Origin of the sequence: Ureaplasma parvum serovar 3 str. ATCC 27815 (assembly GCF_000019345.1) — a bacterium.
In the GTDB taxonomy this organism is placed as follows: domain Bacteria; phylum Bacillota_I; class Bacilli_A; order Mycoplasmatales; family Mycoplasmoidaceae; genus Ureaplasma; species Ureaplasma parvum.
Genome location: NC_010503.1, coordinates 196,930 through 211,938 on the forward strand (window position 1 = coordinate 196,930; position 15,009 = coordinate 211,938).

General features: G+C 26.7%; 11 protein-coding genes. 1 reads left to right on the plus strand and 10 read right to left on the minus strand.

Annotated elements, in window-relative coordinates:
• Nucleotide 1 precedes the first annotated feature (1 nt).
• The 10 genes from UPA3_RS00855 to UPA3_RS00900 all read right to left on the minus strand — a co-directional run bounded on the left by UPA3_RS00855 (nt 2) and on the right by UPA3_RS00900 (nt 13,111).
• On the minus strand, nt 2-2,245 hold the full coding sequence (locus tag UPA3_RS00855) for a hypothetical protein (RefSeq protein ID WP_012316986.1): 2,244 nt from the start codon (nt 2,243-2,245) through the stop codon (nt 2-4).
• Entirely contained in the window at nt 2,245-2,922 is a 678-nt protein-coding gene (locus UPA3_RS00860; protein ID WP_004026452.1) for a hypothetical protein, read from the minus strand. The genes UPA3_RS00855 and UPA3_RS00860 overlap by 1 nt, the downstream gene beginning before the upstream one ends.
• 160 nt (nt 2,923-3,082) lie before the next feature.
• The gene (locus UPA3_RS00865; protein WP_004025528.1) at nt 3,083-4,270 is read right to left on the minus strand and encodes a hypothetical protein; all 1,188 of its coding nucleotides are present in this window, start codon (nt 4,268-4,270) and stop codon (nt 3,083-3,085) included.
• Between the two features lie 15 nt (nt 4,271-4,285).
• A complete protein-coding gene (locus UPA3_RS00870; RefSeq protein ID WP_010891696.1) occupies nt 4,286-4,612 on the minus strand; it encodes a coiled-coil domain-containing protein in 327 nt (108 codons plus the stop codon).
• A gap of 2 nt (nt 4,613-4,614) precedes the next feature.
• On the minus strand, nt 4,615-4,983 hold the full coding sequence (locus UPA3_RS00875) for a hypothetical protein (protein ID WP_004026528.1): 369 nt from the start codon (nt 4,981-4,983) through the stop codon (nt 4,615-4,617).
• Between the two features lie 10 nt (nt 4,984-4,993).
• A complete protein-coding gene (locus tag UPA3_RS00880; RefSeq protein WP_012316987.1) occupies nt 4,994-8,476 on the minus strand; it encodes a hypothetical protein in 3,483 nt (1,160 codons plus the stop codon).
• Nucleotides 8,469-9,833: a hypothetical protein gene (locus UPA3_RS00885; protein ID WP_004026231.1), complete on the minus strand. Its 1,365-nt coding sequence runs from the start codon at nt 9,831-9,833 to the stop codon at nt 8,469-8,471. Before UPA3_RS00885 ends, UPA3_RS00880 begins: the two co-directional genes overlap by 8 nt.
• Nucleotides 9,823-11,268, minus strand: coding sequence for a PBSX family phage terminase large subunit (locus tag UPA3_RS00890; RefSeq protein ID WP_004026493.1), 1,446 nt, complete (start codon nt 11,266-11,268; stop codon nt 9,823-9,825). The genes UPA3_RS00885 and UPA3_RS00890 overlap by 11 nt, the downstream gene beginning before the upstream one ends.
• Before the next feature lie 356 nt (nt 11,269-11,624).
• Nucleotides 11,625-12,068 (minus strand): hypothetical protein, encoded by a 444-nt coding sequence (locus tag UPA3_RS00895; protein WP_010891700.1) that lies wholly within the window; start codon nt 12,066-12,068, stop codon nt 11,625-11,627.
• Between the two features lie 443 nt (nt 12,069-12,511).
• Entirely contained in the window at nt 12,512-13,111 is a 600-nt protein-coding gene (locus UPA3_RS00900; protein ID WP_010891701.1) for a DUF1410 domain-containing protein, read from the minus strand.
• A gap of 376 nt (nt 13,112-13,487) precedes the next feature.
• Here UPA3_RS00900 and UPA3_RS00905 point away from each other — a divergent pair, with 376 nt between their 5' ends.
• A complete protein-coding gene (locus UPA3_RS00905) occupies nt 13,488-14,987 on the plus strand; it encodes an MBA family surface membrane protein (RefSeq protein ID WP_006688908.1) in 1,500 nt (499 codons plus the stop codon).
• The last annotated feature ends 22 nt before the right edge of the window (nt 14,988-15,009 follow it).

Genomic DNA, 15,009 nt, shown 5'->3' on the forward strand with positions numbered 1-15,009 from the left:
ATTATTCTCCTACATAAATTGTTCTAACACTTCATTCATAATTTAATCCAACTTCAAAGTTTGTAGCAAATGTTTTATTTACTATATCTATTAATCACAAATCAACATTAACACCAGATTTTTCAGCATTAACACGAACGACTAAAAATTGAGGCTGATATTGATTTCACAACAGGATTTGTTGTTGTGTTTCTCCACTATCAGATAACATGTTATTACGGTCTGTGTTTCTATCAAAAGAAAACGTTAAACTATAATCTTTATCACTTCAATCAACACTACTGTTATTAAAATTTAATGATAGATACCATTTAAAAATTACTTCATGATTTGCCATATTTGGAAACGTACGTTTAATATCAGGTCATGGTATTGTTTTATTATCGCCATATTCTTCATCACGACCAGTTCATTTAAAATTCTCTGGTAATCGAACACGTCCAGCATAATATCATTGTGAATGAATTTTATAGTTGTTACTGCTTTTTTTGTTTTCTAAGTTTTTAATCTTAGATTCAATTGTTGTAATAGTTGAACTATTAGCATTATTTGCTGTTTGTACGCTATTAATTTTGTCGTTTAAACTTGAATAATTACTTTTAACTTTATTTTCTAAATTAGATAATGTACTTGATGCTGTTGATTGTTTATTTTCTAATTTAATATACTTTTGTTCTAAATTATTTTTAGTTTCTTTTAATGATGTTTGCAATTGTAAAAGATTAGATGTATTTTTAGCAATTGATTTATTCATTCTTGGAATAATACCATCATTTTCAGGTTTATCAGTGTTTCAATCTAATCGTTCTAGTTTTACAGTGCCAAAAGGTCAAACTGTATCAGAACCTTCTCTATTACCAGCAGATACGTCATTAATTAAATATTTTATTAAGTTATCATAATTTTCACGAAAACCTAACATTCCTATTAGTGCAGTGTTTTTAAAACTTTCTAAATTAGATGTTAAAGCATCAACATTAGCACTATCACCTTTTTCACCCTTTGGACCAGTTTCACCTTTTGGACCAATTGGACCTTGTATTCCAGGTTCGCCTTTTTCACCTTTAAATACACCAGATGCTTTATCTTGCTCATAAGATGATAAAACCGCTTGTTTGGCTTCATTAACTTTATTTTCTAAGTTTTTAGTGAATGTATTTTCTTTAGTATCAATTGCTTTTTTAACTTCGTTTACTTTATTATCAACAGCATCTTGCACGCCTTCTTTAATTTTGTTTAAATCAATTTGTTGAATATTAATTAATTCTCATACATTTTCGTTAATTTGCTTACTTGGATCTACGATATTATGCGTACTTACACCATTGTTAACTAGTGCCTTATAAACTTTAATTGTGTTAGTTTTTTCATCTAAGTCATAAACTAACTCACCAGCTTTATAGTCATAAATAGCATCCCAGTACATTTTGGAATTAATTTTATTACAATATTCATACAATTCTTGGCGTGTAATTGCATTGTTATTATTTTGTCCATATCATGCTAAATTTTTAACGTCATGAATATCAACATAATTAGCAATAGCATTATCATAAACTTTATTGCTTTTATCTGTTGTTAAATCATTTGGTAGTGTACAATCATTTAAAATAAAGCCATTTAATGTTGCTAAATTACCAGATGCGTTAATGCTACTTACGTTATTAATATTGTGATGGTTTAAATCAAAATTATTATTAACAACAGGGTTATTTTTAGATATATAATGGTCTCTTAATTCTTCATGAACATTATTAATCGCATTAATTTTTAATTCATCATAATTAACATAAATACCATCATCGTTAAAGTTAGCAAACTTTGATTTTTTATATAATCCACAAACACGTAATTTATTAATGATATCTAATCGCTTTTTTTCAAAATCAGCATTTTCAGATTTAAAAGATAATGATAAGCCATCACCAATAGCAGATGTATAATCTTTATCGATAAAATGACCTTGTAATCATAAATAATTTGTTAATGTTGCAATTGCTTCTTTAAATTTAGTTTTTTGATAATCTGTTGTTTTTAAATCATCAAATCAACTATAAATAAAACCAGCACCACCATTTGATGCTACACAATCATCAATCATTGATTGAGCACGCAAAATAAACGTAGTTAACGCTTGTTTTTTACGTTCTAATTGTAATTGGTTATCTTCTAAATTTTCGTTTCGTACAATTAGTGGAAACAAACTTAAATATTCTTCTACACTAAGTAATAATCTATTATTCATTATTTAACTCCTTCAAAATATTTACGAGATGCATCAAATCAGTAAATACTTTCTTTTTGTAAGTGAATTAAGTTTTTACGATTAGCATGGTAAAATATGTTTCAAAATGTTGTACCAGTTGGTGCAAATTTCAGCATTGTAGCAATGCGTTTTGGAATATTACGTCATGTATAACGTGCTAGTGGATTACGTTTGGATGGTTTCATTAATTTAAGTGTTAAATAACCAATCTTACCAACGCCATCACTTGCGTATCATGTGCCATAATCTATCCAATGTTTATTAAAATCAATGTCAACATTATCAACATCTTTAAACTGATTTTCTTTACGCACTTTTTCAAAATTCTTTTTTTCAGTTTTAGATGCGTTATCTAATGTATCTGTTAAATGTTTGATAATGCTATCTTTTTGTTTTGTCGTGTATTTACTAGTTTGTTTAGCAATATCTTTAATCGCTTCATTAATAGCATCTTTTAGTTTTTTAGCTAAATCTTTGTTATCTTGAATAATTTTTAATTCTTTTGAGTTAAAAATCTTTTCTAAACTTGAATTATCAAAAAACTTTTTTAATATGTCATCTGGTTTTAAATTAAAGTCATGAAAAACAGTTTTACCTTTTTTCATAAAAGCACCAGTTTTATTTTTAAACATTTTAAAAAAATCAAATTTAAACATCTTTAACATACGTGAAAATAAGTTAATCAAAGTAGATATTAAACTCTTAATTTTAGATAACAACAAGCGACCAACAAAGCGTAGTATTAGAATTAGTATACCCATAGTATTAGTTAACAAAAAAAGGGCATTATTTGCCCTTTCTCCTTTCTTTGTAAAATTACTTGTAAGTACTTAAACCCCTTCAATTTGCTTTATTTACTTCAGTGATTTTAGAATCTTCACTGATTGGTGTTTTAAATTCAGCATATAGTGAGGGAAATTGTGAATAAAGATTTGAGCGTGCTTTATTGATTTCATCTTTTGTTGGTTTATCATTTAAAATCACAAAATTTAAATGTGCAAATTGTGGAAAGACCGCACTGTTCATACTTCATGAGTTATGAATTAACTGGTGTGATTTGCTTGTTGGACTTTGAAATGTTGTTAACATTAATTCTTGTTTTAAACAAATTGTAGTCTCAGGCATTGTAATAATACCGCTTAGTTTGCTAAACTTGTAATCACGAATTAAATTACTTGTGTATTTTTGATCTGTTGATTTTAAATAATCTTCGCCTAAATATGCAGATGAGTATATTGGCATTCCTAAATAATCACCCATATATTGTGAACTACTTCCTAAACCCTTAGTGCTATAGTCGCTGTATGCTTGACCATCACGAATTTTATAAGTTTTAGCAGTTAATACAACTAATGCTGCATCATCTGATAAAACGAATCGTAATTTATTTGGATCAGCTCCTAAATTAAATTTAGTACGACTTTTTGTTACTTGTTTTGCTTTACGATATATTTTTTCAACAATTTTTAATCGTTCATCATCTGTTAATGATTCAACACGATCAGGACTAAGTTCTGGAATAATAATATAATTACCAGTTGCTAAACAAGATTGATAAATCGCATCAATGTTAATTAAATTAATTTGATCTTGTTTAACGACTTCTAAATTTGCTAATGTCTTAGCTAAAAAATCGTTTCATTGAGCACCTGTTTTTTTATCAAATACACTAATACTTACTTCTTTTTGATAGTCATTACTTAAATGTAATGTTAATCTATCAATTGCTGGTACTTGCTTTTGTGTAAAGTCATCACGGTACTCTTCAACTTGTCCGATTACGCCAACTTCATAAATAGCAGTTCGCATATCATCCATAATTTTAGTTGGTGTCATTGTTGCACTTCCTAGAAATTCAGCGTTAAATTGATTTTCTAGCATATATTTTTCAAATCCACCTGCAACAACACGTTCATTATTAGCGTTAACAACATCTAAATATTGAGTGATTGTATATTTAGCATTTGGATCTGGTCTTTTTCAAGTGTTTTGGTTATCAGCCATTTTTTCAATTCTCCATTAGTTAAAAAATTTTAAAAAGTGGCTATTAGCATCTTCTACGACTGGTTTTTCTTGATGAATATTAACAAACTGTTGATTTTGTTCAAGCGTTGCGATTTTGTTTAATAATTCTTGTTCTCGTTGCTTAAACGTATTTTCTAAGTCTTTGATTTCTTTTAACTTAGCTTCAACTAATTTATTAGCATTATCTAATTGTTCATTTGTTTTTAGATAATTTTCAAATTGTTTTTGAATACGTTTGTCAATTTCATCATATAAAGCATTTTCTTTATTTTCTTCAGTTTCTTGTGGTTGAACTTGATTTTTTTCAAGTTCATCAACCATATTTACATACCTACTTTCTTAGATTGTTTTATTTTTTGTTTCACAATATACGCAACTTTTGAGATTATGAAATAATCAATTAGCATAGTTCCTACAAATCCTAAGCCAAACGCTACACCGATAATGGCTCGAGAGAATACATCAATACTGTTTGGTACTCCTCTTGCGAATGGTTTATCAACTAAACTAAAAGAGTAAAATTTCACAATTTTTTCTAATGAACTAGTTAATAACTCATATTTAGCAGTGTTTTCAGTATAAATTCACTTAACATTATTAAAACAAATTACAAAAAATGAAATTGCTAATATAGCAGTTAGAATTCATAATCACTTAATACGTTCGTTGTGAAATTTAATTATTTTGTTCATACTATATATTTTACTCCACTAATTCAATTGTTTTTAATTTAATGGTTTTTGATTTAATACAGTTATTTGTCTCTAATTCTTTAATAACATCGCTTAAATCAAATGGTGTTGTTTTAAATAAACGTCGTTCGTTATCTTCGCCTTTAAACTCATCAATTGGTTTATTATTTTTACTTATTTCTTTTTCATTACCCCTATCATCAATATAAATATTTGCCTTATTAGCATCGCTTAAATCAAATGGTTTTTCAATTTTATAAGTTGGTAAATAATTTGAAACTAAACGATAATTAACACGATTAGTTGGCTCGATACTATAAACAATATCTTTTGTTGTACTTTCATAATCTTTTAATTCAATTTTAAATGTGTTTTCATTAATTTTAGTTAAGATAATATATTTGTTTTCATTTGGTTTAACACTAACAGATATATTCTCTTTATTATCAACAACAGAATTAACACTAAATTCTTGATTAATAGCTACAAGATTAAATTCTAATTTATCATCAACTTCACCTAAATTAATATGTATTGAACTATTGTTTGGTTTTGAAATTAGTAAATCATAAACATCAGCTTTAATACTAAATGTACTAATTGTTGATTTTTTATTTGGTGTGTTTAAATCTACTGCATAATTACCACCATATTTTAATTTATTATCTTTTGTTAGTTCAAAACCAACAAAGTTATTAGCTGATTGAAAACTATTATCAACGTTAAACTGATTTGTTCATCCTTTCTGTATCCAATTACTTTCAATCTCAAATGTTAGTTTTAAATTACGTTTTGTTTTATTAACTGAACCTAAATTTAACCATTCACGATAATTAAAATCTCATTTAAACACAAAACTATAAGCAATAACTTTATTAGCAACAATTACATCACTTAAATTACTTCCACCAAATAAATAATTTAGTTTATTAGTATATGAACCATAACCAAATAGATTTGCTAATTTAGAACTGTCTGGTTCATAAAAATAAAAGCGTGGTTTTCTATATTGCGTAGCACTTAATAATGAATTATCGCCCACTTTATATAATGTTTCATTAATTGTTTGTAAACTTGCATTAACTCCATCATCACTATTTGTTTTAGTATTTTTTAAAAAATCAGTTTCAACTGGTGGCTTTGGATAACTTAGTTTAGTTCCAACTGAATTAATCTCATCAAGCGTTGAAAAATTAATATAGTTGCTTCATTGACTCATATCATCAGTATATTTTCCATTGCTTTCAAAAATCGCTTCGTACACGTTTTTAAATTCGTCTTTTAATCGTGCATCTGGTGAATAAAAGCCACTAAAAGCTGTTAGTTTAATATCACACTTACCCAAGCCTTTAATATCAATCGTATCAATTACATAAGGATATTTAACACGATTAACATCTTCACGTTTACCAGACGCTATATTAATAACAGCTGGTTCATAACTAAGCGGTGTGTTTGGTGGTAATGCTTCACAGAAACTATCTCAATATAAAGGTTTTTTATCTTTTCTTATATACGTACCATCACGATATGTTGTTTGTCCAATTAGTTCAGTATCAAATACTTTTAGCTCATCATCTACAAATTTAGCAAATCTATCAGTTATATCAAAATGATAACAACAAGCAATGGCTGGTATGCCAAGTGGACTAAATGTTTTAGCTGGTTTGTTAGTGAAAATATCTAAATTAATTAAATCCGCTTTTAGTTTATTTGATACTTCTAATTCAAGCGGTAAACATGGTGCAATAAAATTAAAACCACGTGTATTTAATCAAATGTTTGACATGTTATAACCTGTTGCGTCTTCAACTTTGGTTCAACCAGGATATAAAATATCTACAATACCACGTCTAACTTTACCTAAACTAAGTGGTGTATTATCTATTAATTCACCAAGATTTTGACGGATTGTTTCCTTGTATGAATATGGTAAATACTTAATCAAATCATACATAAATGCATTGTGATTTAAAAACGTATGCAAATTAGTACCAGGTGGCATTGTAATGTTGTTTAATCCAATTTTAGTTGCTTCTTTTATTTGTTCAGCTTTGGTTTTAGCAAATCCCATATTAAAAGACCATAAACCTAAATTATTTAAATTAAATCCTTGTGAAACATTACGTCCAATACTTTCAAACACTGTACTCACAACTTCACCAGCAACTTGACCAGTTACAACAGCATCAGCTAACGGCTTTTTTTGTTCTGCATTTTCAGTTAATGATCCGCCCTTTTGTGCTCCTGTTCCACCTAATTTAAAGTTAAAAAAGCTCGCATGTATTTTAAAACCTTCATCTCATAATTTAAATGGATAACGATTGTCTTCATAACTTAGTGCGTTATTGCTTGCGTCTCATTTATGATTTAATAATAATCCACCATTTAATTTAATATTAGCGTTATGGTCAAATGTAAAATCTTTTTGTTTTTCATACTGGTCTTTATAAATCTTTTCAATTTCAAAAAACGCATTGTATAAATATACATAATTACTTGTTGGTGCTGATACATTAAAGAATTTAGATGCGACTGGTATTTTAGCTTTATATAGTAATAATCGCTTATTAGCACTTAACTCTCGTGTGTCATTATTATAAGTTCGTCCTGTTATTAACATACTATTTAATGCATATGGTCCATTAGTTAATAATTGAATACTTTTAACTCCTAACGGTTTTTCTTTACGTTCATCATATGTTAATTTACCATTTTGAATTACTGGTCATAAATAACCATCTCCAGGTTGACATGGTTGAATTGTTGCTAATATATCATTACCAGATGATGTTAGTAAATCGTTAACGTTTGTTAGTGTAATTTGTGCTCCTTCATAACGTTTTGATGTTGTTGAATAAAAAGGAATGACTTCATTAACCATTAATCATTGATTAGCTTGTGCGTGTTCATCTGGAATAATGAATAAATATTCTTTTAACATATCTGTAGTTCATTGTTTAAACTTTGCTTTATGACTAACTAAATTACCTTGTTCATTTTGGTATATTTCATCTTCATAAACACTTGGATATTTAACAATTAAAGTAACTGTTGTAATTGTTTTAATAACTGTATGTTCTTTATCATTAAAAACAATTGTAGATACATTATTTGCTTGGGAATAATTTTGTACTCATGCTTGAAAATAATAAGGTTTAAAGTTGTTTTTTAGCGTTGTATTACTTGGATCAATACGTGCGTAATCTTTACTAATGTAATTTAAACTACCTTTAAAGTTATACGTAAATGATTTATCTCAATACGCAATGATTGGCTCATTACTTGCTTTAATATTTCAAACAGTGCTAAAATCTTTGTCATTTACTAATAATGATTGTTCACCGGTGTTTGTAATTTTAATAAAACCTTTTAGTATTCTAAATGGACATAAATGAATTGGTTTTTGGTTTGGTTCAATTAAACTATCAATGCTGTCTTCAATATTTTTTTGACTATAACCTTCAAGTTCATCTAAATAAATATTACTCATTTTCAAACTCTCCATTTTCTAGTTTTTGTTTATGTTCTAATTCTTTTACTAGTTCATCTTGTTCGGTAGGTGTAAGTTCTGGATATAATTTTTGTACAGCTAAATTAAGTGGCATTAAATTAGCACCATATAAACTAATGACTTTTTCCATATTATCGTTGTAATCTTTAATTAAATTACTAATAATTTTAAATTCAACATATTGATCAAACTCTTGACGTATTAGTTTATTAACTTGTTTTTGTTCAATTGAGCTTAAACGCTTGTTACCATAACGTTTTGTTTTAAATCATGCAATCGCAATATTTTTAAAAAAATCTATTCAATCATTGGTGTATAGTTCTACTTTCATTTTTGTCGTTTCAAAAGTTGCTTTATTTAAATTAGTTGCTGTTTCGCTATTTTGATAGCTTAAACTATCGCCCATATTTCATACATAACCACAACCTTTAAAGATTAAATTTAATTTTTCAGTAATGGCTTGTAAGTGAATACTTTCGTTAAAAGTAGATTGCATAATTTCAAATGCGTTTTTATCTGGTGTGTTTGTGTTTAATATCAGATCTGAACTCATGTACTGTATTTCATCAATTCATTGATTACGATAAGTTTGTGCGTCATTGTGATTAATAATTGATCCAACGATTCGTGTTTTGTTTAATTCACGTTCTTTTTTAATAAAGTTTAATAAAGCATTAGTATCATTGATTAAATCATTAACTGGATATCAATCTGGTAATTTCTCATTAATTTTATTTTCAAAGTCAATAAATGAACGATTTAAAAACTCTTTTGTGCACAATACGCCGTAGTTGTGTACGACGTTTTTGTTTTTAAAAATATCTTTAAAATACATTGGTGTAGAAACTTCAAATTCATTAAAAATAATTTTATATACACCAGTTGAGTTATAGATTAATCGTTTAATTTCGTATGGTGTGTGTAGTTCTTTTAAACTTAAATATTCACTATCTTTCATTAACGCAATTTTACGATAAATAGTACTGCTATACTCTTGTTGTTGATTAATCCTAATGGATTTGTTCATAGCGTTATTAATATCTGCATTAAAAATTAAAATATCATTGTTATATATTTCAAAACCAACATAGTTAATACCATATAGTGATTTAATACGACAATCACCTTTAATTAGTTTTAGTATTTCGTTGTTTTCATTAATATTATCAATAAATTCCATCCACTCCAAAGGTACATTATCTTTTGTTTTTAAGATAACATCATTAACAGTACTTTCTTGTGCAGTTCGTGCAATCATTTCTTTAATGTCAATGTTAATATCAAAATTAGATGGATTTCATTTACTTTTAATAATTGTATTAGTTTTAAGTGCCATATCTTATAGCTCCTTTTTCATTAATTGCAGGTGCTTGTGCATAAAAATATAAATGAAACGCACACATTAAATACTCCAACGCATTAATCGTATGCGTATGCTCATGACTACGCTCTTTTTTAGTATCTTCTTTAATGGTTTTTGGTAAAACAACGTAGCAATTTTTTAAGTCCTTATATAGTTTTGGACACGCATTTTTACTAAATCGCAATTTACCACTTGCAAGCATGTAATTAACTAAAACAACACGGTCTCAAATAGCGTGTTTAATAGCAGGTGCAAAAACAAGTTCAGAACCATACATATTATATTGAAACGCAATGCGTTTAAATGTAGCGTTAAATGTTTCATAAAAATAACGCAAATGAGCATTATCAATATAAATTACAATCTTAACGTTTACTTCTTGTTGTTTTTTAATAAACCAACGCACAACTAACTCAATTTGTTGCTCGCTTGTTAGTGGATTAACATTGTTGTTATAAACCATTTCATCTAAAATCTCAATTCCATTTTCTTTTGAAATTGAACCAAATAAGCACGCAGTATCTGATGATGAACTACTTGTTCCATCTCCCCAGTCCATACCACCAAAAAACTGCATTGCATAATTATCATATTCGCCATATGGTTCATGCATTACGCTTAAACTTCGTGCATAAATAGCACCTTCAACACTCCCACTTAATCCCAAACTAATTACACGATATTTAGAATAATCAATATCTTTTCATCATTCAAACTGCTCAATTTCTTGTTGTGATGTAAATTTATTCGCACGATATGTACTTCTTAAAAATAATTTTTTATCTACAACGCTATATTCATAATATGGCTTTTGTTGGATTGAGAATTCGTTTTCTGCTAAATGATTATTAAAATTTTCAATATATCAGTGTTCACTTGTTCAAGGATTAGATGCAAAAATAGATACGACCTGCGTATCTTTGGTACCCCTAAGTGATTGCTGTGAGTTTTTAACTAAATTAAAATCTAATTGTGACGCTTCTTCAAAAAACGCAAAAACATAACGTGCTTGCGTTCACAAACGAAATCCAACCTTAGCACCTTTGTTAATGTTATTACGTGTCTCATTTAATGCTTCAAACATTACAGTTCAACCATTAATAATAACAGTACGTTCTGAATGGTTAATCTTAGCAAATTTTAATAATTGCTTTTGGTCTAAAAAATTTAAATAGTCGCTAAAAATTTTTTTCGCATCAGATATATTCTGACGAAAAACATATATTGCGTTTTGCTGTTTAATCGCAACAAGTGATGACAAAAAATCTAATGTCGCAAAAGTCTTACCACTACTTCGTCCACCTAATAAATTAATTTCATTAAATGGTATTGGCAACTTTTTGGCTACAAACTCAACTAAATCACTATAGAAACCAAAACATTCTATAAAATCTAGTTTTATTCTCATAACGATATCAAAAAGCGTTAAACTAAAAACGATTAGTCTAACCTTTTTTTATTAAAATAAAGTTTTAACTATTACATTATTTTAAGTAGCTTTAATAATAACCACTTACCACGTAAAAACTTTTAAAAATATAATGTGGCCTACTTTTGGTTATGTCTCGTGCTTTTATCACCAAAGAGATAAGACTAATAAATAATTTTCACACACAGATACTTGACAAACGTGCTCTTAAAGCTAACTTTGTAGCTATTATCATACGACTTATTTTTGTAAGCGGCAATATTCAGGTGCTTTAAAAGGATATCTAACATATCTAAAAAACGTTGCTCTTTGTTCGTTTTTTCTAGTCATAAATATTATATCACATTTATAAGTTTTTTAATGGTTAATTTGTTATTATCATCAACTTTTTCAAACGTTATTGTTGTATCTTCAATATCTGTACTTTTTTGCTCATTTGCTAACTCAAAATCTAGACGTTTAAAATATTCTTGCGTTCTAAACTTACGCAATCCTTGGTTGTTTATTTCTTTATCATACGATGCGTTTCGTCCCAGCAACTCATTTAAAGCCATTCTAAGGCCGTAATTAGCCTTGGTAATGTATTCATACCTTTTTTTGTTAAACTCGTCTCTTTGCGTGCTTAAATTAACTCACACGCCCCAATTTATGCCTAAGAATTCAAGCAAAGCACTCAAATTACATAAATCTAGGTTTTTAGTAGTCATAACCAAAGTGTAAAAGTCATTGATTTTTAACTGCAGTTCTTGTAATTGTTTTAGTTCGTTTCTTTTCATCATACAAAAATTATAACCACATCGCACATAAAATTTAAATTAGATCATCGTTTAGTTTATCAATCAATAGTACAATCTAAAACGTTATCGTAAGGAAGTAGCGTAATATACGCATATTGAGGATTATCGCAAAAGCGATAATACGAAATAGAAGTATATGAAGATACTTTCTTATGATAACTAATATCATTTTTTTAAAAGACTTTTAAAGTATATATACGATATCGTAGTCTTTTAAAAAAATATAATAAATATAAATAAGATAAGAAATAATAAATATGATGTATAAGAATAAATATACGAATGATAATGAAGTATATTTATGAATTATATATTATATTTTTATTTTTTATTTTGTTTATATTTTAATTTATTACGCGTGAGAGAAATTGACAAAAATAAATTGACAACAATAAAAAAATGTTGTTATAATATTCTTGTCGTTTCTAAATTGCTAGAAACCAAACAACATAAGCCAAGGTTCAATAATCAATATTATTTTTCATTTTATCTTTTAAATCAATTTCTAAACCATTAGGATTTAATAATTGATTCTTTGTTAACGATTTATGGACAACTTGTGTTATTCCGTCTTTTTTATTAATTTCAATATCAAATGTTAATACAGGTTGATTATCTTGAAAAGAATTTAATATACTAAAATTTTGTAATTTAATGTTAATTTTTTTATTAGCTTTATCAATTATTGTATTTAATTCTGCTTGTTGAATATATTGGTTTAATAATTCTTGTTGGTCTTCTTGTTTAAAATCAAATTTAATTTCATTATTATTTAAAGTAAATTTTGATATTTTATAGTTAATATTAGATGCTAAGCCATTTAATTTACCTGTAAGTATTTTTTTATTTGCATCAAATACTAATTCAGTAGCACTAATAGCAGAAGCGTCATCATTAGCACTATCTTTAACTTCTAAAACAAAATCTTTTTTATTAGCATCTGCTAATTTAAATTTACTAAATGTAACTTCAATAGTAGCAGTGCCGTTTTGAATTTTATTAATTGTTATTTTATTTGCAATCACTTCATCCTTTTTAGTTGATTCTGGTGTTGATGGGTTTTCTGGTACTGGTGTAGAGTTTTGATTAGGAACTTGTTCAAAAGTTACTGTTTGATAATTTAAATTATAATTTATATTAACTTTAATTTATATATATATATATATATAGAAGTAGTTAACTCCAAAAATGATAAATTTATATAATATTGTTTTGACAATAATTAAATAAAATTGTAAAATAAATTAGTAAATGTGCTAATGCATTTACAGTTTTTATGTGTCTTAAAATAAATTATATAAATAAAATTGTTTTATGTACAATATACAATGTTCTTTTTAAATTTTTACAATTAGAATAATTTAAATAACAAAAATTAATCTATTAGGAGATTATATATAAATGAAATTATTAAAAAACAAAAAATTTTGAGCAATGTCATTAAGTGCGATTGCAATTAGTACAAGTATAGTTGCGTTCGCAGCTTCTTGTTCAAATACAAATATTAAATCTAAGTTAAGCAAGCAATTAGCACAAACAAAAGATCAAAAAAACCATTTTGCTGTTTATGAAATTGAAAATTATACTAAACTAACAGATGAAGAAAAGAAGTCATTAGAAAATCTTGAGTTTGGTGTTTCTATTTTGGATAAAGATGGTAAAAATCCAATAAATATTAAAGTTAAAGGAGTTCAAAAAGAAGGTAAGATTTACGTTAAATTGCCACGCAAACCAGAAGTAAATGAAAAATTACTTGTTGTACCAACTAAAAATATTTTAAAAACAGAAGCATTAGTTTTAAATAATGATAATTTAAATTATCAAACAGTAACTTTTGAACAAGTTCCTGATCAAAAATTAGAACCAAAAGAAGAAAAACAAACTAAAGCTGTTGATTATGAAAAAGCAATTAAAGATGAAGATTATGTAAAACAAATTACATTATCTAATTTAGAAAAATATATTAGTAATGAGTATCAATATTTAAATCCAAATAATAAAACACTAGATTATAAAAATCATAGTTTTGTTCAAAAGTTTTTAGACGAAATTGATCTTTTAGCACAAAAATTAGAAAGCAACGACCTTAATTTAGAAGATAAACAAATTTATGAAAAAATTATTTTAGGATTACGTTGATTGCTAGCAGAAGATAATAATGAAACTAAAAATAAAGCTTTAGAATTATTTAAAGATTACTTTACAACAATCATGAAAGCAACAAAAGTAAATGATAAAGTTCATTATGATCCAAGTTTTATTAATGAATTTTATGGTTCAATAAGCAATTTGTTTGAAGAGCATGATTTAGAGCCATCAGTGGAAATTGAATCTAATAAAATCCGTATTGTTAAAGAAGATAAAGATGTAATAAAAGACAAAACAGTTACTGCAACATTTAATTTATACAATGGCTTTGACTGATCAACATTATTAAAAGATGTTGTATTTAAAGAATATAAGAAAGATAGTAATGGTAAACCAGTAATAGATGAAAAAACAAAAATGCCAATTGAAACTGATAAAATAGTTGAAGATCCTGTAGTAATGCGTTTAGAAATTGCTGAATATCCAAAAGATTGAAACACTAGCAAAGAAAATCCTAAAAACTTTTCATATATTAACTTTAAAAAATCAGAAGTTTTAAAATCACCAAAATTAGTGTTTACTAAGGTATTTAATTTAGATAAAGAACAAAAATATCATATTAACAATGTAATGTTCAGCCATAAATTAATTCCCAATTTATTGAAAGCATTGGATATAAAAAACAATACAACTAATGCCGAATTAATTAAAAAAATTAAAGAAAATATGACTGCTATTGATGAAAAAACACAAACAAATTTAAATACAAATTACATTCCTTTGTCACTTACAGAAACAAATAATAAAAAATAATTAATATAAAAAACTCTAGTTA